Source organism: Ornithinimicrobium sp. F0845, from assembly GCF_023015765.1.
In the GTDB taxonomy this organism is placed as follows: domain Bacteria; phylum Actinomycetota; class Actinomycetes; order Actinomycetales; family Dermatophilaceae; genus Ornithinicoccus.
The window spans coordinates 194828-214039 of sequence record NZ_JALKAL010000007.1 but is presented as its reverse complement, the minus strand read 5'-3'; the positions used below and the strand labels follow the sequence as shown (position 1 = coordinate 214039).

13 protein-coding genes are annotated in these 19212 nt (G+C 71.1%); 6 read left to right on the top strand and 7 right to left on the bottom strand.

Annotation, left to right across the window (positions count from 1 at the left end; all coding sequences use genetic code 11):
- Positions 1–17: 17 nt before the first annotated feature.
- Positions 18–1235: a M20 family metallopeptidase gene (locus tag MWU75_RS12185; RefSeq protein ID WP_247091017.1), complete on the bottom strand. Its 1218-nt coding sequence runs from the start codon at positions 1233–1235 to the stop codon at positions 18–20.
- Positions 1236–1307: 72 nt separating this feature from the next.
- On the bottom strand, positions 1308–2417 hold the full coding sequence (locus MWU75_RS12180) for an NlpC/P60 family protein (RefSeq protein ID WP_247091015.1): 1110 nt from the start codon (positions 2415–2417) through the stop codon (positions 1308–1310).
- 489 nt (positions 2418–2906) lie between these two features.
- On the opposite strand from MWU75_RS12180, the gene MWU75_RS12175 reads away from it, so the two are divergent.
- The 4 genes from MWU75_RS12175 to MWU75_RS12160 all read left to right on the top strand — a co-directional run bounded on the left by MWU75_RS12175 (position 2907) and on the right by MWU75_RS12160 (position 8256).
- A complete protein-coding gene (locus tag MWU75_RS12175; RefSeq protein ID WP_281497153.1) occupies positions 2907–4040 on the top strand; it encodes a sigma-70 family RNA polymerase sigma factor in 1134 nt (377 codons plus the stop codon).
- The gene (locus MWU75_RS12170) at positions 4037–4636 is read left to right on the top strand and encodes a maleylpyruvate isomerase family mycothiol-dependent enzyme (RefSeq protein ID WP_247091013.1); all 600 of its coding nucleotides are present in this window, start codon (positions 4037–4039) and stop codon (positions 4634–4636) included. The genes MWU75_RS12175 and MWU75_RS12170 overlap by 4 nt, the downstream gene beginning before the upstream one ends.
- Positions 4637–4745: 109 nt before the next feature.
- Positions 4746–6761 (top strand): AarF/UbiB family protein, encoded by a 2016-nt coding sequence (locus MWU75_RS12165; RefSeq protein WP_247091011.1) that lies wholly within the window; start codon positions 4746–4748, stop codon positions 6759–6761.
- 106 nt (positions 6762–6867) lie between these two features.
- Positions 6868–8256, top strand: coding sequence for a glucose-6-phosphate dehydrogenase (locus MWU75_RS12160; protein ID WP_247091009.1), 1389 nt, complete (start codon positions 6868–6870; stop codon positions 8254–8256).
- Positions 8257–8671: 415 nt separating this feature from the next.
- Here MWU75_RS12160 and MWU75_RS12155 read toward each other — a convergent pair whose 3' ends face one another.
- The 3 genes from MWU75_RS12155 to MWU75_RS12145 form a co-directional block, all read right to left on the bottom strand.
- Positions 8672–9220, bottom strand: coding sequence for a GNAT family protein (locus tag MWU75_RS12155; protein WP_247091007.1), 549 nt, complete (start codon positions 9218–9220; stop codon positions 8672–8674).
- Positions 9221–9337: 117 nt separating this feature from the next.
- The gene (locus MWU75_RS12150) at positions 9338–9976 is read right to left on the bottom strand and encodes a collagen-like protein (protein ID WP_247091005.1); all 639 of its coding nucleotides are present in this window, start codon (positions 9974–9976) and stop codon (positions 9338–9340) included.
- A gap of 194 nt (positions 9977–10170) precedes the next feature.
- The gene (locus MWU75_RS12145) at positions 10171–13377 is read right to left on the bottom strand and encodes an efflux RND transporter permease subunit (RefSeq protein ID WP_247091004.1); all 3207 of its coding nucleotides are present in this window, start codon (positions 13375–13377) and stop codon (positions 10171–10173) included.
- Positions 13378–13586: 209 nt separating this feature from the next.
- Between MWU75_RS12145 and MWU75_RS12140 the strand changes: the two genes are divergently transcribed.
- Positions 13587–14873: an ATP-binding protein gene (locus MWU75_RS12140; RefSeq protein WP_247091002.1), complete on the top strand. Its 1287-nt coding sequence runs from the start codon at positions 13587–13589 to the stop codon at positions 14871–14873.
- Positions 14874–15047: 174 nt separating this feature from the next.
- Here the strand turns inward: MWU75_RS12140 and MWU75_RS12135 are convergent, their stop codons facing one another.
- Entirely contained in the window at positions 15048–16520 is a 1473-nt protein-coding gene (locus tag MWU75_RS12135; RefSeq protein WP_247091000.1) for an aminotransferase class V-fold PLP-dependent enzyme, read from the bottom strand.
- On the bottom strand, positions 16517–17908 hold the full coding sequence (locus MWU75_RS12130) for an MFS transporter (protein ID WP_247090999.1): 1392 nt from the start codon (positions 17906–17908) through the stop codon (positions 16517–16519). The genes MWU75_RS12135 and MWU75_RS12130 overlap by 4 nt, the downstream gene beginning before the upstream one ends.
- Positions 17909–18010: 102 nt before the next feature.
- Between MWU75_RS12130 and MWU75_RS12125 the strand changes: the two genes are divergently transcribed.
- Positions 18011–19177: a nucleotide sugar dehydrogenase gene (locus MWU75_RS12125; RefSeq protein WP_247090997.1), complete on the top strand. Its 1167-nt coding sequence runs from the start codon at positions 18011–18013 to the stop codon at positions 19175–19177.
- The last annotated feature ends 35 nt before the right edge of the window (positions 19178–19212 follow it).

Here is a 19212-nt window from a genome sequence, read left to right as displayed (position 1 = left end):
GCTCAGCCTGCGGTCCGTCAACCCTGTGCCGTGCGGCGCAGCGCGACCTCCGCGTACCAGGCCGCGGCATCCGGCACGACGACGTCGTCGAACTCGGCGCGCGGCGAGTGGTTGGTGGGGGCGTTGACGTAGTCCTCCGCTGGGCAGGCACTGACGAAGAAGTAGGCGCCGGGCACCTCGTTCATGACGAACGACATGTCCTCGGAACCCATCTCGGGAGCCGGCCGATCGGCATACTGATCCGTCCCGAACAGGTCCTCGACGACCTGCCGGGCCAGGTCGTACTCGGCGCGGTCGTTGATCGTGGCGGGATAGGCCTCGGTCGTCCACATCCGCGCAGTCTGACCGTGCGCGGCCGCCACGTGGTGCGCCACCCGCTCGATGTTGGCCAGGGCGAGGGTGCGCGTCTCGGGGGAGAAGGTGCGCAGCGTCGCGGACAGGTCGGCGGTGTCCCCGATGATGTTGTCCTTCGTGCCGCCCGCGATCCGACCGACGGTGAGCACCACCGTGTCGAAGGGGTCGAAGCTGCGGGACAGCATCGTCTGCAGGGCGAGGACGATCTCGCACAGCACCGGGACGGGGTCGAGCGAGAAGTGCGGCTGGGACCCGTGCCCGCCCCGGCCGGTGACCTCGATGTGCACCGTGTCCGCGGCGGCCATGATCGGGCCGGGGCAGGAGAACCACTGGCGCAGCGGGTACTCCGAGGACGACACGTGCATCGCGTAGGCGGCCTCCACCGGGCGTCCGGCCGCGCCCAGCAGCCCCTCGGCCAGCATCGGCTCGGCACCGCCGGGTCCCTCCTCGGCGGGCTGGAACATCAGCACCACGTCGCCGGCGAGCTGGTCGCGGAGCCGGTCCAGGATGCGCGCCGCGCCGACCAGGGCGGCAGTATGCAGGTCGTGCCCGCAGGCGTGCATCTGACCGTGGTGGCCGGACCGGTAGTCGAGGTGCTCCAGCTCCTCGGTGACCGGCAGGCCGTCCATGTCGCCGCGGAGCAGGACGACTGGGCGCCGGTCCTCCCGTCCCGCGGGGGAGGGCGCGTGGCCGCGCAGCACGGCCACGACCGAGGAGAGGCCCTCGCCGGTGGTGATCTCGAGGTCCAGGTCTGCCAGGGCGTCGAGCACCCTGCGCTGGGTCAGCGGCAGGTGCAGCCCCAGTTCGGGGATCTGGTGCAGCTCGCGCCGCAGGGCAACCAGGTCGGGGCGGAGCTCCTCGGCGATCTCACGTGTGCGCATGGCACACATAGTGCAGCACCGGCCGGGCTGGACGCCCGACCGGTGCCGTGAGAGTGCTGTGTGCGCGCTCGGTCAGCCGACGCGGCCGTAGCTGGAGACGCCGGAGAACATCTTGCGCTTCTGGACCGGCAGGCCGGGCTTGCCGGAGTCGTAGATGTAGCCGTCGCCCGCGTAGATCGCGACGTGGTAGGGGGTCGAGCCCCAGAACACCAGGTCGCCGGGCTTCGGGTTGCTGACCCGGGTGGTGGCTGCCTTCTGGCCGGTGGTGGTGCGGGGCAGGGTGACGCCGAGCTGCTTGAAGACGTACTGCGTGTAGCCGGAGCAGTCGAAGCCGGTGCTCGGCGAGGCACCGCCGGAGCGGTACATGATGCCGAAGTACTTGCGGCCCTCGGCCAGGATCGCGTCGCCGGTGAGACCGTCGTTGCCGCCCCCGTCGCCCGGGTGGGTCGTCGAGAGCACGGCGCCCGAGACATAGCGGCTGGAGCCGGTCTTGAGCCAGCCGTTGCTGGTCAGGGTGCCGGTGAGCTTGGTGCCCTGGGTCTCCCGGTCGACGATCGCGTGGCTGGTGCTGGCACCGGCGCGGACGTTGACGTTGGTCCTGGCGTAGCGGGTGACCGTGTTGCTCGACGGCGGGGTGGAGGTCAGCACGGTGCCGGAGATGTACTGGCTGCTGCCGATCTTGAGCCAGCCGCCGCTGGTCAGCGTGCCGGTGAGCTTGGTGCCCTTGGTCTTGCTGCCGACGATGGAGTAGCCCGTGCCGGCGCCGGAGCGCACGTTGACATTGGTCCGGGCGTAGCGGGTCACCGTGTTGCTCGACGGCGGGGTGGAGGTCAGCACGCTGCCGGAGATGTACTGGTTGCTGCCGATCTTGAGCCAGCCGCTGCTGGTCCACGTGCCGGTGACCTTGGTGCCCTTCGCCTTGCTGCCGACGATGGAGTGGCCGGTGCCGGCGCCGGAGCGCACGTTGACGTTGGTCCGGGCGTACTGGGTCGTGGACGGGGTGTCCATCGGCACGACGATCGGTGAGGTCGGGGCCGGCACCGGGGCCGCGGAGCTGGGGGCGGCGGCCAGGACCGGCAGGGTCATGGCGGCCGCGAGGACGGAGGCGCTCACTGCGTGCCGCGGGCGGTTGTCGAGCACACGGCGGAAGGCAGAGGGCTGGGCATGGCGGGGGCTGGGCATGGGCATTCCAAGGGGTAAGTGGAGGGGGCAGACCCGGGGCGGGCTGACCTGGTGAACCCGGAGCGGGCCGGACCCAGTGAACCCAAGGCCCGTTGGAGACTGCAACCCCGCGAGCCGATTCGCCTACACCCTCCCGCAGGAGATGTTGCACACATTTGTGGTGATGTTGGTCACATTCATGTCACGATTTAGCAGGTCAACAGTGTTGCTTGCCGTGCAAGATCACGTCTTGGCAAAGATTTTGGCCATTCTGTGACCTTTGGGGCCCGCCGACGCCGTCCGTCCGGGCCCGATCGGCCACTCCCCGGTGCCGTCCGTCCGGGCCGATCGGCCACTCCCCGGTGCCGTCCCTCCGGGCCCGATCGGCGACGCACCGGCGCCGCATCTGAGGTGCGACCGATGAGTTCCCGGGCGACCACAGGTCAACTCCACCGGGCGCGCGGACGGCGCCTCACGACATACTGGAAGAGGATGAGGGAAGGGCGATCGATGAGCACCTCAGGAACCGGGACCCGACAGGACCTGCCCGCGGAGTCGGCGACGTCGGGGGACGACGAGTTCATGCAGCGCGCCGACCGGTTCCGGCGGGAGCTGCTGGCGCACTGCTACCGGATGTCGGGATCGGCACACGACGCCGAGGACCTGGTGCAGGAGACCTATCTGCGGGCCTGGCGGGCCTATGACAACTTCGAGGACCGCTCCTCGATGCGCACCTGGCTCTACCGCATCGCCACCAACGTCTGTCTGACCGCGTTGGAGGGCAAGGCGCGCCGGCCGCTACCCACCGGGCTGGGGCAGCCCAGCTCCGACCCCGACACCCCGTTGTCCGAGCCGACCGAGGTGCCGTGGCTCTCCCCGCTGCCGGACTCGATGGGCGGCGACGGGCCCGAGGACGCCGCCGAGCGTCGCGAGAGCGTCCAGCTGGCCTTCGTCGCGGCGCTGCAGCACCTGCCGCCGCGGCAGCGCGCCGCGCTGGTGCTGCGTGACGTGCTCCAATGGCGTGCCGCGGAGGTCGCCGAGGCCGTGGGCACCTCCACGGCTGCGGTCAACTCGGCGCTGCAGCGGGCGCGCGCGGCGGTGAAGGCTGCCCAGCTGGAGCGGGACCAGGCGCCGGGTGAGCTCGACCCGGAGCAGGAGGCGCTGCTGCGGCGCTACGTGCAGGCGTTCTGGGAGAAGGACGTGGACACCCTGGTGGGGCTGTTCACCGACCGCGCGGTCTGGGAGATGCCGCCGTTCCCGGAGTGGTACACCGGCCCCGAGTCGATTGTCCGGCTGATCGACAGCAAGTGCCCCGGCCAGGTCCACGAGATGATCATGGTCCCCACCTCGGCGAACGGGCAGCCGGCCTTCGGGCTGTACATGAAGCAGGACGACGGGTCGTTCGTGCCGTTCCACCTGCAGGTGCTGACGCTGCAGGAGGAGAAGGTCTCCCACGTCGGCGCGTTCTTCGACACCACGCTGTTCGGGTTGTGCGGCCTGCCGGAGTCGTTGCCGCCAGGGTCCCTGCCCTCCGGGGCGATCTCGGCCGACGCCGTCCTGAGTGGCTCTGTCCAGAGTGGCCCCGGACTGCGTGACCCCGGCCTGAGTGGCTCCGTCCCCGCGCACCGGAACCCGGCTCCGTGAGCGCCGCACCAGCCGGGACACTGCCCGAGCTGGCGCTGCTGGAGCGGGCGGTCGGGTATACCCGGGTCGCGCTCGTCGGTGCGCTCGACGTGCCGGGGGAGGTGCCCACGCCGTGTGCGGGCTGGACGCTCGATGACCTGCTGACCCACATGAACGCCTCGCTGAGGACCCTGGACCAGGCGGCCATGGTCGGCGGCATCGCGCTGTTCGACCCGCCGGCGAGCTCGCGCGGCGACCTCGGCGTGCGTGACCAGGTCCGGCTGCTGACCACCCGGGCGTGCTCGCTGCTGGAATCGTGGCTGGGCGGGGACGCGCCCCCGATCTTCCGGGTCGGCGGCTCCGAGCTGCAGGCCGGGCTGCTCGCCTCCGCCGGGGCGCTGGAGATCACCGTGCACGGCTGGGACGTCGCGCAGGCCTGCAGGCTGCGCCACCCGATCCCGACGGCACTGGCCGAGGACCTGCTGAGCTACGCGCCGCTGCTGGTGTCCGAGGCCGACCGACCGCACCGCTTCGGCCCGCCCGTGCCCACCGGCGCCGACGCCCACCCCGACGAGGAGCTGCTGGGCCTGCTCGGCCGCCGCGTGGCGACCCCCTGACGCTACGCGGCCCGAGGCCGCGGTCCCCAGACCACCGAGCGCCTCGTGTCGCGTCCCTGAGAGCGAGCGAGCGCGTCGTGTTGACGCCGTCCCTGCGAGGATGGAGCGTATGCCGCTGCTCGTCATCGCATCGGTCGTGGGCTACACCCTCCTGCTGGGCCTGGTGTCCTGGCGGCTGCTCGGGGTGCCCGTCGGCTGGATCCGGACCTTCCTCGTCAGCCTGGTGCTCGCCACGGGAGGCGGGGCCGTGATGAGGCCGGTCGCCGAGGCGCTCGGTGTGGTGGTCGACCAGGACGGCGCCGTCCTCGAGCCGTCCAACCAGGGGCTGGCCGCAGCCGTGCTGCTCCTCATCTACGCCTGGGGGATCGCGCTCGGCCTCGGCGTCCTCGTCATCCTCGAGGCCTTGGTGCCCACCGGGACCGTGCCCAGCCTGACCCGCTTCCTGCGCGACCTGCCCGCCCGGCGCCGCCGCAGCAAGCGCTACGCCCGCATCGTCGCGCTCGCCGTCCGGCACGGCCTGGGCGGCTTCCTCTCCAGCCGGGCCCGGACCGACCTCGGCGACCAGGCGCCCCAGGTCGCCCGTTCCCTGCGCGAGGCGATGACCGAGGCCGGCGTCACCTACGTCAAGCTCGGCCAGATGATCGCCACCCGGCCCGACCTGGTGGGCGAGGCCTTCGCGCGGGAGCTCGGGCAGCTGCAGTCCGACGTCCCGGCCGAGCCGTGGGAGGTCGTGCGCGCGACGCTCGTCGCCGAGCTGGGCCGCCCGCCGGAGGAGGTCTTCGCCCACGTCGAGCCCGAGCCGTTGGCGGCCGCGTCCGTCGGCCAGGTGCACCGCGCCACGCTGCTCGACGGGACCGCCGTCGTCCTGAAGGTGCAGCGCAGCGATGCCCAGGCCCAGGTCAGCGCTGACCTCGACATCGTCCTGCGCCTGGCCCGCTGGCTCGACCGCGTGACCGATTGGGGCCACAGCATGGACGTCCGCACCCTGGCCGAGGGGTTCGCCACCAGCCTCACCGAGGAGCTGGACTACCGCACGGAGCTGGCCAACATGGCGGCCGTCGCGGAGGCGACCCGAGCCACGCGGGAGGGGGTCACGGTCCGCGTCCCCACGGCATACTCCCAGCTGTCCGGCCCCCGGCTGCTGGTGATGGAGGAGGTCCGGGGCGCGCCGGTCTCCAGGGCCCGGGACCGACTCGACAGTATGCCGGGAGCCCGGCGTGCGGACCTCGCCCAGGCACTGCTGGGGTCGGTGCTGCGGCAGGTGCTGGGGACCGGTGTCTTCCACGCCGACCTGCACGCCGGCAACGTCTTCCTGGCCGACGACGGGAGCCTCGTGCTGCTCGATCTGGGGTCCGTCGGGCGCCTGGACGCCGCGGGCCGGGGTGGCATCGGGCGGCTGCTCCTGGCGGTCGACCGGCGCGACTCGATCGCAGCCACCGACGCGCTCCTGGAGGTGCTGGACCGTGGCCCCGGGCTGGACGACCAGCGGCTGGAGCGCGAGGTCGGGGCGCTGATCTCCCGGGTGGGACACCTCGGCAGCACCGGGTCGGCCGGGCTGTTCCCCGACCTGTTCTCGATGGTCGTGCGGCACGGGCTGTCGGTGCCGCCGCAGATCGCCGCGGTGTTCCGCGCCCTGGGCGCGCTGGAGGGCACGCTGCGGCAGATCGACCCCGCGGCCGACCTGGGCACCGCCAGCCGGGCGAGCGGCCGGGAGTTCGCCCGGGAGCAGCTCACCCCGGACGCGCTGCGCGGGACCCTGGAGGAGCAGGTCGCCCGGATGCTGCCGCTCCTGCAGCGGCTGCCGCGACGGGTCGACGCGCTCGCCGAGGCCCTGCACCGCGGTGAGCTGTCGGTCAACGTGCGACTGCTGGCCGACGCGCGCGACCGGTCCTTCGTCACCGGCCTCGTCCAGCAGCTGACGATGACGCTGCTCGCGGGGGCCTGCGCGATCGCCGGGATCATGCTCGTCGTCTCCGACACCGGTCCGGCCCTGGCCCCGGACCTGCTGCTCTACCCGCTCCTGGGCGCGACGCTGTTCCTCTTCGGGTTCGTGCTGGCGGCACGGGCCCTCGTGCTGGTGTTCCGGCGTACTGCCCTGCCAGAGCGTGGCCGCCGACGCCGGTGACGCGGGGGGGACGCCGGGTCACGTGGCGGACCGGGTGACGCGAGGGACGCCGGGTCACGCGGGGGACCGGGGTGCCGATCGTCGAGCTGGCTGGAACACTGGCGCCATGAGCGAGCCCACCACGACCCTGTTGATCCTCGGCGCCTCCGGCGACCTCACCAAGCGGCTGCTGCTGCCCGGGCTCGGGTCGTTGCTGGAGGTGGAGGCCGAGCGGCCGGTCCGGGTCGTGGGGGCTGACCGCGCGGACCTGACGCAGGAGGCCTGGGCCGACACCGTGCGCACCGCCCTGTCCTCGGTCGGGGCACCGGAGGATGTGGTGGAGCGGGTGGTCGCCGACACGGAGTACGTCAAGGCCGACCTCATGGTCGCCGAGGAGCTGGACAGCCTGCTCAGCGGCCTGGGTGACCCGCTGGTGCTCTACTTCGCGCTGCCTCCGGCGGTCAGCGTCGCGGTGTGCAGGCTGCTCGAGGAGCGTGGCGTCTCCGACCAGACCCGCCTGGCCCTGGAGAAGCCGTTCGGCACCGACCTGCCCTCGGCCCGGGACTTCAACCAGCAGCTGCTCAAGGTCGTGGACGAGAACCGGATCTTCCGGGTCGACCACTTCCTGGGCCGCAGCACCGTGCTCAACCTGCTGGGCGTCCGGTTCGCCAACCGGATCCTGCAACCGGTCTGGTCCTCGGAGCACATCGAGAAGGTCGTCATCAGCTATGACGAGGACCTGGCGCTGGAGGGTCGCGCGGGCTACTACGACAAGGCGGGGGCGCTGGTCGACATGATCCAGTCCCACCTGCTGCAGATCCTGGCGTTCTTCGCCATGGAGGCGCCGGCGTCCCTGCACCAGGACGAGGTCCGGTCCCTCAAGGCCCAGGTGCTGCGCGCGACCTCGGTCTGGGGCAACGACCCGGCCACCGCCTCCCGGCGGGCGCGCTACACCGCCGGCACGATCGGGGAGCGGAGTGTCCCCAGCTATGTCGACGAGGAGGGGGTCGACCCCGCGCTCGACACCGAGACGCTCGCCGAGATGATCGTCGGCATCGACAACTCCCGCTGGCGGGGCACGCCGTTCATCCTGCGCAGCGGCAAGGCGCTCGGCGTCACCGGCAAGCGGATCGAGGTCTTCTTCAAGGCGCCGACGCACGTGCCGACCGGCCTGACGGGCACCGACGCCCCGGACACCCTCGTCCTGGAGCTCAAGCCCGCCGAGATGATCCTGTCGCTGACCGTCAACGCCGAGGGCGACCCGTTCGACCTGGAGCAGAAGGAGCTGCACGCCACGCTCGGGGACTCCCGGATGCTGCCCTACGGCGAGGTCCTGGACCGGATCCTGGACGGTGACCCGCTGCTCTCGATCCGCGGGGACGTGGCCGAGGACTCCTGGCGGATCGTCGAGCCGGTCCTCGCCGCCTGGCGCGCCGACGAGGTGCCGATGCAGGAGTATGCCGCCGGCTCGACCGGGCCGGACGGCTGGGGCACGGTCCCACCCCTCAAGATGTAGTGGTTCTCCCTCTCCGCATTCTTGGGGAGGTTTTGTAGGCACTCCACGCATTTTTGGGGAGGTTTTGTGCACTCCACGCCTTCTTGGGGAGGTTTGTACCCTCCCCCTCGCATTCTGGGGGAGGTTCGGGTCGCCCCGCTCGCAGTCTTGGGCAGGTTCGGTCCGCTCCGGTCGCAGTCTAGGCAAGTTCGGTGCTGGCCCCGATGCGGTTCTCTCATTGCGTGGGAATCGTTCCACTGGGGGGACTCAATCCCACGCACTGCCGTGCGATGGGTCAGCCGCCAGCCGCAGCACGAGCTCCAGGCCGTGGACCGTGCCTCTCCACGCCCTCCTGGGGGTCAGTACGCTCCGCTTGCATTCTCGGGGGCGCGGTTCGTACCCCGCTCTGGGAGTCGTCGATCTGGCTGACGACCCGTCAGACCGCCAGGTCCTCCCACTCGAACGTCGTGGTCTGGCCGCTCTGCCAGTCCTGCCGCAGCAGCCCGTAGGCCACCGAGGCCACGGGGGCGCCGCTATCCACGGGCCAGCCCTGCCGGTAGTGCGCTTCCTTGACCCAGCCGCACCGCAGGAACGTCTTGCGCATCGCGATGTTGTCCTCGCGGGTCTGCCCCTCGAACCGGTTGACCTCCGGCATCGTGCCGAACACATGGTCGGCTGCCGCCCGCAGGATTTCCTGCCCGAGGCCCCGCCCACGGAACGGCGCGTCGAGCCGCAGGTCGAACAGCGGCGCCCCGTCGGTGAGGTCCTCGAGCCGGAAGAAGCCGATCCGGCCCAGCTCGTCGTGCTCGATCCAGAACGAGTCGTTGTCGTCGTCCCGGAAGGCACCCTCGGCGATCGAGGCCTCGACCTGCTCCCGTGTCGGCCTGCTCCGGACGTGGAACGGGAACTCGTTGCGGGCCATGAAGTCCACAAGGTCCACCCGGTCGGTGCCGGTGGGGTCAAGTCGGGCGAAGGAGATGGTCACCGCACCGACCCTAAACCGTGTCCGGCGTCCGGCCCAGCAGCGGCGAGGCACCCACGAGTGCCTCGCCGCTGCCGGACGCCCTTCACCCGCGTGGAGGCGAGGAAGGCCAGCGCACGGTCATGGAGATCCCGGCAGTTGGATCCGTTCGGACGTCGTCCTCAGGGTCTGGGTAGTGTCGGCACCGACGATGAGGTAGGCCCAGGGGCTGTCCACCGCTCCGTCGACAAACACATGCGTGCTCACCTGGCCAGCAGCGCAGGTGCCACCGTTGAAGTACATCGTTCTCGTGTGGTTCACGGACGTGAGCTGAGGCACGACGCAGCCGGAGCCGAGACCGGAGATGGCAAAGGTGTAGTGGCCGGGACCAACCTTTTCGATTGTCGGAATCGCTCCGCTGAAACCCATTATTGTGCCGTCGGCTAGAACGAAGCCCGACGCCGTGAAGGTCGGGCCCGCGGGACCCGTCGGACCGGTCGCGCCCGTCGGACCGGTCGCGCCCGTCGGACCGGTCGCGCCCGTCGGACCGGTCGCGCCCGTCGGACCCTCAGGGCCCTGGGGTCCCGTCGCGTTCCAGGTGATCGGCTCCTCGTTGCGTTTGCACTGTTCACCGGCGTCGATGACCCGGAGCAGACCTGCCGGGTTGACGCATCCGTTGTAGATGACCTCAGAGGCCGAGTTCGCGGCGATCGCGACGCCGCTTCCCATCCCTAGGCCGACGACTGCTGCAACTGCTGCCCAACGACGTTTCTGGTGCATGTCGACTCGTGCCCGCGAGCCGAGGCGCTGCAGGCTCTCAGCGGTCGACAGTCACCCGCAGCTTGCAATCCTCGACAGTAGCGCTACCGGTACCCGCCTGGGAAGGTTTCTGTCGCAAGGCTTCCCGAGGGGGTATGCCGGCGGGCCGGGTCGTCAGGTCCGGCGACAGCCGTATGTGGTGGAGCTGGTCGAGGTCAGCCGGAGGCCACGACCTCCGGTGCGTGCTTGCCCCGCCGTGCCCGGCGGCGCTCGGTCCAGCCTTCGACGAGGCGGTACAGCACGGGCACCAGCAGCAGCGTCAGCGCGGTCGAGCTGACCAGGCCGCCGATCACGACAAGCGCCAGCGGCTGGGAGATGAAGGCCCCGCCGCCGGTGATGGACAGCGCCATCGGGGTCAGCGCGCCGATGGTGGCCAGCGCCGTCATCACGATGGGCCGGAACCTGTGCCTGGCACCCTCGATCAGCGCGTCGTGCACCGAGTGGCCCCGGCGGCGGTACTGGTTGACCAGGTCGATCAGCACGATCGCGTTGGTCACCACGATGCCGACCAGCATCAGCATGCCGATCATGGCCGCCACGTCCAGCGGCGTGTCGGTCAGCAGCAGCATCGCCAGCGAGCCGGTGGCCGCGAACGGCACGGAGACCATGAGCAGCAGCGGCTGCACCAGGCTGTTGAAGGTGGCGACCATCACGAGGTAGACGATGGCGATCGCCGCCAGCAGCGCCAGGCCCAGGCTGGCGAAGGCGTCGGCCTGCTCCGCGCTGACGCCGCCGATCGTGGCGCGCACACCCTCGGGCAGAGTCAGCCCGTCGAGCCCCTCCTGGACGTCCGCGGTCAGGGCGCCGAGATCGTCGCCGGTGGCCGTGGCGGTGATGGTGGCGCTGCGCAACCCGTCGATGCGGGTGATCCGCACCTGCTGGTCGACGCGATCCAGGCTGGCCACGTCCGACAGCACGACCTCGCCGGCCGGACCCGCCGCGACCGTCAGGTTCTCGAGGGCCGCGAGGTCTGCGGGCGGCTCGCCCTGGTGCACCACGACCGACAGGGGAGCCGTGCCGAGCGTGACCCGCCCGACGGTGCTGCCGCCCATCGCGGCCGCGACGGTCTGCCCGATCTGGGTCTCGGTGACCCCGAGCTCGGCGGCGGCGGAACGGTCGACCGTCACGTCGAGCCCCGGGATGGTGTCGGTGAGATTGTTCGTGACGTCCTCGGCGCCCACGTCGGTCAGCACCCCGGCGACGTCGTCGGCCGCGGCCGCCAGGTCGTCCTGGTCCTGACCGGTGACGATGACCTCGAGCTGCGTCGCACCCGGCGCGGCATTGGCAGAGGTGGCCGTGAGGTCGGCATCTGCCGGGACGGGTGCCTCGTCCTTCAGCACGTCGCTGAACACGTCCCCGTCGGTGCCCTCGGCCAGCGACACGGCGATGGACGAGGTGTTGGCCGCGCTCCCCAGGAAGATGGCCTCGATGCCGCCGGTGGACCCGACCGTCGCCTGGTAGGACTCGACCTCCTCCCGGCCGGACAACCACGACTCCACCTCCCGGCTGGCGGCGTCGGTCTCCTCCAGGGTGCTGCCCGAGGGCAGCGAGAGGCTCACGGTCAGGCTGTCGGCGCCCGAGTCCCCGATGAAGTCGGTCTTGAGCTGGGTGGCTGCCGCGCCCGTGCCGGCCAGGATCGCGACCGCCAGCAGGAGGGACCACACCGGGTGCGCCAGGGCCGGCCGCAGCACCCGGAGATAGCCGCGCTGCAGACGGTCCGGCGCATCGGCCGCCAGCAGCGGCGCCGGGTGACCCGCGTCAGAGGCGAGCTGCTCGCCGTCGCGCGCCACGGCATACTGCCCCTCGCCCTCGCCCTCGCCCTCGGCAGCCGGCTCCGGCACGTCGGCTCCGCGACCCAGCAACCAGTAGCCGAGGACCGGGATAATCGTCAGCGCGACCAGCAGCGACGCGCCCATCGCGATGGCGATGGTGAGCGCGAACGGCCGGAACAGCTCACCGATCTGGCCGCCGACGAAGGCCATCGGCAGGAAGACCGCCACCGTCGAGACCGTCGCCGAGGTGATCGCGCCGGCGACCTCGCGCACCGCGCGCAGGATCGCGGTCGTGCGGTCCTCGCCGAGGCTGGCGTGGCGCTTGATGTTCTCGATGACCACGATCGAGTCGTCGACCACGCGCCCGATGGAGATGGTGAGGGCGCCGAGCGTGAGGATGTTGAGGGAGTACCCGGCTGCCTGCAGCCCCAGCATCGCCACGAGCAGCGAGAGCGGGATGCTGATGGCCGTGACGAGGGTCAGCCGCAGCGACAGCAGGAACAGCAGCACGACGATCATCGCGAAGGCCAGCCCCAGCAGCCCCTCAGTCGTCAGCCCCTCGATCGACTGCTCGATGAACGGCGCCTGGTCGAAGATGATCCGCAGCTCCCCGCCGCCCAGCTGCTCCTCGAGCTCGGGCGTGATCTGGGTCAGCGCGTGCGAGACGTTCACGGCGTTGCCGTCGGGGGTCTTGGTGATGGACAGGCCGACGCTCGGCTCGCCGTTGGTGCGGGAGTATGCCGTCACCTCCTGCTCGGTCAGCTCCACCTCCGCGACGTCCCCCAGCGTGAGCGGGGGGACCGGCTCGGCCGGGTCGGTGGGCGCGGCGGGGTCGGTGGGTGGTGCGGCGGGCGGCGTCACGAGGGGCAGTGCGGCGATCTCCTCGACGCTGGTCAGGCGGGTGCCGACCGTCACGAGCAGCTCCTCGCCGTCGTCGGTGACGGAGCCGGCAGGCACCAGCACGCCGTTGGCCTGCAGCAGCTGGGCGACCGTGGCGGCGCTGACCCCGGCCTCCGCCGCGGCTGCGGGGTCCAGGTCGACCCGCACAATCTGGTCGGCGATGCCGGTGAGCTGCACGTCGCGGACCCCGTCCAGGTCCTCCAGCTCCGGGATCACGACCGTGCGCAGCCGCTCGAGCAGGTCCTCCGGGTCCTCCCCGCCGCTGGCGGACAGCTGGATGATCGGGAAGTCGTCGATATTGCCCGCCACGATCTGTGGCTCGGCGCCCTCGGGCAGGTTCTGCAGTCCCAGCACCGAGCGCTGCAGGTCCGTCTGGGCGGCGCCCAGGTCGGTCCCGTAGTCGAGCTCGACGGTCACGACCGAGAAGCCCTCCATCGACTGCGACTGCACCTCGACGACGTTGTCCAGACCCTGCGCCGCGGTCTCGATCCGGTCGCTGACCTGCTCCTCGACGACCGCGGCGCTCGCGTCCGGCACCGGCGTGGCCACAGCCAGGATCGGGAACTGCAGGGAGGGGAACAGCTCCCGCGGCAGCGAGCTCATGGCGTTGAGCCCGAAGAAGATCGCGAAGAGGGTCGTCAGGGCGATCAGCGCACGGTTGTGCACGCTGAAGCGGGTCAGCTTGTTCACGAAGTGGGTCCCTCAGCTGGGTCGACAGGGGCAGTGACGCAGAGTCATTATCGCCGCCCGCAGTTGTCGTCGTCATTGGGCAGGCTCACGTCAGCCCGTGCTTTTGTCGAGTGTCGCCGTCAAGAGTGCAGGTTCCATCAGTCATGTTCGTAAGGTTTACTGCCTCACGTTTGTATAGTGCGAAGACGGCGGCCTGCTAGGTTGAGAACATGATCCTCGATTCGCTCGTGCCTCGGAGAGTGAGCGGGCTGCTGGCCGACCTGGTGCAGGTCGAGCCGGTGGTCGCGCTGCACGGGCCACGGTCGGTCGGCAAGTCGACGGTGCTGCGCGGATTCGCTGCCGGGTCGGGTGGATCGGTCCTCGATATGGACGACGTCGAGGTGCGCGAGGCGGTCGTGGGCAATCTGTCCTCGGTGACCGGTGGCCAGGCGCCCGTGTGCATCGACGAGTACCAGCGCGTGCCCGACGTCCTGGATGCGCTCAAGGCACGGCTGAACCGTGAGGGCAGCCTGCCCGGCACCGCCGTCATCACCGGCTCGACCAGGCAGGACGCCCTGCCCGCCACCGCCCAGGCGCTGACCGGGAGGCTGCACGCGCTCACGATCTGGCCCCTGTCCCAGGGGGAGATCGACGGCGTGCGGGAGAACCTGCTCGAGGCGCTGCGACTCGATCCTGAGGGCACCGTCCGCCAGGTCCCGACCTCGGCTACCACGCGCGCGGACTACGTGGATCGTGTCTGCGCCGGCGGCCTGCCTCTGGCGCTGCGTCGCTCCAGCGCCGCCCGGGCGCGCTGGTTCGACGACTTCGTCCGTGCCTCCGTCGAGCGGGACGCCCTAGAGCTGAGCCGGATCCGTGAGCGGCAGGCCATGACCGACCTGCTCGGCCTGCTCGCGGCCCAGACAGGGCAACTGCTCAACGTCTCGGCCGCCGCCGACAAGCTCGGCGTGAGCAGGCCGACGGTCGAGAGCCACCTGCGGCTGCTCGAGGACCTCTTCCTCGTGGTGCGCCTGCCCGCATGGGGCAGGACGCTTCGCTCACGCGTCAGCGTGAAGCCCAAGGTGCACGTGGTCGACTCCGGCCTGGCCGCCCGGCTGCTACGGCTCACGCCCGACAAAATCACCGGGCTGGACCCGGCAGCTCTGGCCGACTTCGGACACCTGCTGGAGACCTTCGTCGTCGGAGAGCTCCGCAAGCAGGCCTCCTGGCTGGAGGCACCCGTCGCCCTGGGGCACTGGCGCACCAGCGACGGAGCCGAGGTCGACCTGATCGTCGAGCATGAGGACGGCACAGTCCTCGCCTTCGAGGTCAAGGCCAACGAACGCGCCCCCAGCTCCGACTTCCGCGGCCTGACCCAGCTCCGCGACACCCTCGGACCGCGCTTCGCCGGGGGGACCATCCTCACCACAGGCACGCGTTCCTACACCTACGCCGACCGCCTCCACGTCATGCCCATCGACCGACTCTGGACCCCAGTCACAGCCGGCAACACACACTGACATGCCGCGGACCACGTGGCGGCTTCTGTCGGTTGGCGAGCCGCTGGTGGAGTCCAGAGCGCTACTTGCTCACGGTCGTGCTCTGGTTCCCCTGACGCACCCCAGGTCCTCCCAACGGTCCGCTTCCGGCGCTGGAGCACAGGTGGACCGTCCAGCCGCCCGCGGTGTGCCGGATCAGGGAGCGGTGAAGGCCTGCAGGAACCGCGCCAGCAGTCCCGCGGTGGCCTCGCGGGGGAGCTGCTCGATCAGGGCGAGCACCTGGGTCAGGTCGAGGTCGCCGGACTCTCGAGCGGCAGCGGCGAGGGTGGCGGGGTCCGGCACCGGGAGGTCGGCCGGCAACTCAACGGTGGCGCCGCGCACCTCGTCGGCCGCCTCGTGCAGCACGGCCGTGAGGGCGCCGAGCACGTCGTGGGTCGCGGGGGTGATCGTCAGGTGCGTGGACCGAGGGATCAGCGACCCGTCGGACTGCCGGAGGGACGGCTGGCCCTGCAGGACGAACCCCCGCCGGGCGCTCGCCGCGGCCCACAGGTGGGGATGGACGCGATCCCCAGGTGTCACGGTCTCGTCCGAGACCACCGCGAGCAGCGGGCCGGCCGGCTCACCGAGGACGCGCAGACCGCGGATCTCCCCGACGCAGCGGGCGACCTCCCCGGTGGCAGCCACGACCCGAGCGGTGAGGCTGGTGTATCCCTCCGGCCCGAGTGCTGTCGTGACCGCCCAGGCCGCGGCCAACGAGGTGGCCGACCGGGATCCCAGGATCGTGGGATTCACGACCGGGTAGCCCGGCCAGTCGGTCAGCGCGAAGTAGCGCGCCAGGTCCAGCTCTCGGTCGGCGAAGAGCAGCAGGGACGCGCCCTTGGGGGCGTAGCCGAACTTGTGCAGGTCGGCGGAGATGATGCTGACGCCCGGCACCCGGAAGTCCCAGGGCGGGAGCTCCGTGCCCCCGGCGTCCGCCCAGAACGGCAGCACCAGACCGCCGATGCAGGCATCGACGTGGCAGGGGATGCCTTGCGCGGCCGCCGCCGCGGCGACCTCCGACACCGGGTCGAGCACGCCGTGCGGATAGCTCGGTGCCGAGACCACGACCAGGGCCGTCCGGTCGGAGAAGCGACCCGTGAGGTCGGTCGCCGCGGGCACGCCGGTGGCCGGATCCACCGGCACCACCTCCACCTCGAGACCGAGATAGTGCGCAGCCTTGTGGAAGGCCGCGTGCGCCGAGGAGGGCAGCACGATCTGCGGGCCAGTGGCGGCCGTGACCCCCGCGCCGCCCGCACCACCGCCGCGCGCACGGGCCCACCGGTCGCGGGCGGCCTTGACCGCGAGCAGGCAGCTCTCGGTCCCGCCGGACGTCACCGACCCCACAGCAGCGGGCCCGTGCAGGATGGTGCGCCCGAAGCCGACCAGGTCGGCCTCCATGAGCGCCACGGACGGGAAGGTGGTCGGGTCCAACCCGTTGACCGGCAGCGCCAGCGCCGCTGCCCGAGCCGCCAGGTCGTCCAGGGCGGCCAGGCCGCTGTCGTAGACATAGGAGAGGACCGACCCGCCGTGTGTGGGGGCGTCGTGCGCGCGGTAGGTCTGCAGTCGCGCCAGCACGGCCTCGCTGTCGACGGGCTGTGCCGATGCCTCGTGTCCGGGGCCGTCAGTCATGGGCTCACCTTCGCGCTCGGTCGGGAGGAGACGGGATCACGGTAGGCCCGCAGCACGAGCAGGCTGGCACCCACCAGCACCGCGGGCAGCAGCGAGAAGGCCACCACGATCAGGAGCCGCGCGGCATCCGGCTGGGTCAGCACCTCATCAGCGGTGCTCGAGCGGAACCCGCCGACCGCCAGCAGGAGCAGCACGACCGCCGGGCCGAGCGCCAGACCGGTCGTCTCACCGGCCGTCCACAGCCCGCTCATCGCCCCGCCGCGCTCGCGGCCAGCCGCGGTGATGACGTCGGGCAGCATCGCCAGCGGGAACAGCTGCATCCCCGCATAGCCCACGCCGGCGAGCGCGACCGGCAGGTAGACCCACGCCCCCGGCGCCCACACCAGACCGACCATGGCCAGCGCGGCCACCGCGAACAGGACCGACGCGGCGGTGAACGCGGCCGGCTTGCCCACGCGCCCGGCATACCGCGTCCACAGCGGCATGACCAGCAGCGCCGGGCCGACCAGCGCAGCGAAGAGGAAGGTCAGTGCGGCCTCGTCGGCGAGGGTGTAGGTGGCGACGTACTGCGCCGCGGCGAGCATCACGCCGGTCGCCAGCGCCTGCAGGACGAAGGCGGTCAGCAGGACCCGGTATGCCGGGTGGTCCCGGAGCGCGGCCAGCCCGGCCCGGTACTCCGCGAACCTGGCCGGGGTATCCCCGTGCGACCTGCGAAAGCCCTGAAAAAAACCGGGTCGGGGCGACGAAACCACTCGGAAAATGCGGGGGGACACGCCGAGGACCGTGCCGAGCATCCCGCCCAGCAGCAGCGCCGCGATGACCACTCCCATCACGAGGTAGCCGCCCGCACCGCCGCCGGCCGCGTCGCGCACCGCCGGGCCACCCGCACCCACGAGCAGGATGGCCAGCGCGAGCACCGCGATCCGCCAGGCCATGAGCCGGGTGCGCTCGCGGTAGTCGCCGGTGAGTTCGGCCGGCAGGGCGATGTAGGGCACCTGGAACAGGCTGAACGAGGTGGTCGCGAGCACGAAGAAGACCAGCACCCACAGCCCGGCGAGCACCGGCGACAGACCGTCGGGCGCCGCGAACATCCCGATGAAACCGACCGGCAGGGTGACCGCCCCGAGGGCCATCAGCCGGGTGCGGGTGTGGCGGTGCCCGGCCTCGCGGTCGCTCAGGGCGCCGACGGCCGGGTCGATGAGGACGTCCCACACCTTGGGCACGATGACCACCAGCGTGGCCAGGAGCGCGGGCACCGCCAGGGTGTCCGTCAGGTAGTACGCCAGCACCAGCCCGGGCAGGGTGCCGAACCCACCGGTTCCGACGCTGCCGGCGGCATAGCCAGCGACGGCACGACGGGGTATGCGGACGTTCACCGTCGGTGCCATGGCGGCACTTTAGCGGGGGCGGTGCGGAGCGCCCGTTCTCACGGGACTCTCCTGAAGACCGGGCCATACTTGCTCGTCCGGTCGTTATCCGAAGGAGACCTCATGAAGATCGCAGTCGTCGGCACCGGTTATGTGGGCCTGTCCAACGCGGTGGTGCTGGCGCAGCACCATGAGGTCGTGGCGCTCGACATCAACAGCGAGAAGGTGGGGCAGCTCAACAACAAGGTGAGCCCCATCGTGGACCCCGAGCTGCAGGACTATCTGTCCAACCGGGAGCTGAGCCTGCGAGCGACGACCGACCCCGCCGAGGCCTATGACGGTGCGGAGTGGGTGCTCATCGCGACGCCGACCGACTACGACACCGACACCAACTTCTTCGACACCTCGAGCGTGGAGTCGGTCCTGGCCGATGTCACGGCCCGCAACCCCGGGGCGACGGTGGTGATCAAGTCGACGGTCCCGGTCGGCTACACCGAACGCGCGCGGGAGCAGCACCCCGGCACCACGATCCTGTTCTCCCCGGAGTTCCTGCGCGAGGGCCGGGCGCTCTACGACAACCTGCACCCCTCCCGGATCATCGTCGGCGACACCACCGAGCAGGCGCGCCACTTCGCGGAGATGCTGTTGGAGGGCGCGCTCGACAAGGAGGTCCCGGTCCTGCTCACCGGGCCGACGGAGGCCGAGGCGATCAAGCTGTTCGCCAACACCTACCTGGCGATGCGGGTGGCCTACTTCAACGAGCTGGACACCTACGCAGCGACCCGCGGCCTGGACACGCGCCAGATCATCGAAGGCGTCGGGCTGGACCCGCGGATCGGCCCCCACTACAACAACCCGTCCTTTGGCTACGGCGGCTACTGCCTGCCCAAGGACACGCGGCAGCTGCTCGCCAACTACGGCGACGTCCCGCAGACCCTGATCACCGCGATCGTGGACGCCAACACCACCCGGATGGACTTCATCGCCGCGGACATCCTGCTGCGCAAGCCTCGTCGGGTCGGCATCTACCGCCTCATCATGAAGGCCGGGTCCGACAACTTCCGCGCCTCCAGCATCCAGGGCGTGATGTCCCGCCTGCAGGCGCGCGGCGTCGAGATCGTCATCTACGAGCCCACGCTCGACGAGCCGACCTTCCAGGGCTGCCGGGTGCTGAACGACCTCGAGGAGTTCGACGCCGCCGCCGACGTGATCATCGCCAACCGGCTCGACCCGTCCACCGCAGTCTTCGGGGACAAGCTCTACACCCGGGACCTCTACGGCCGGGACTGACCAGGCAGTATGCCCTGAGGTTGCCTCCCCGGGCC

Bases quoted from the DNA above. Each gene is read 5' to 3' on its own strand.
- MWU75_RS12180 (WP_247091015.1), bottom strand. From the start codon at position 2,417: ATGCCCAGCCCCCGCCATGCCCAGCCCTCTGCCTTCCGCCGTGTGCTC.
- MWU75_RS12175 (WP_281497153.1), top strand. From the start codon at position 2,907: ATGAGCACCTCAGGAACCGGGACCCGACAGGACCTGCCCGCGGAGTCG.
- MWU75_RS12135 (WP_247091000.1), bottom strand. From the start codon at position 16,520: ATGACTGACGGCCCCGGACACGAGGCATCGGCACAGCCCGTCGACAGC.
- MWU75_RS12150 (WP_247091005.1), bottom strand. From the start codon at position 9,976: ATGCACCAGAAACGTCGTTGGGCAGCAGTTGCAGCAGTCGTCGGCCTA.
- MWU75_RS12140 (WP_247091002.1), top strand. From the start codon at position 13,587: ATGATCCTCGATTCGCTCGTGCCTCGGAGAGTGAGCGGGCTGCTGGCC.
- MWU75_RS12130 (WP_247090999.1), bottom strand. From the start codon at position 17,908: ATGGCACCGACGGTGAACGTCCGCATACCCCGTCGTGCCGTCGCTGGC.
- MWU75_RS12160 (WP_247091009.1), top strand. From the start codon at position 6,868: ATGAGCGAGCCCACCACGACCCTGTTGATCCTCGGCGCCTCCGGCGAC.
- MWU75_RS12185 (WP_247091017.1), bottom strand. From the start codon at position 1,235: ATGCGCACACGTGAGATCGCCGAGGAGCTCCGCCCCGACCTGGTTGCC.
- MWU75_RS12165 (WP_247091011.1), top strand. From the start codon at position 4,746: ATGCCGCTGCTCGTCATCGCATCGGTCGTGGGCTACACCCTCCTGCTG.
- MWU75_RS12125 (WP_247090997.1), top strand. From the start codon at position 18,011: ATGAAGATCGCAGTCGTCGGCACCGGTTATGTGGGCCTGTCCAACGCG.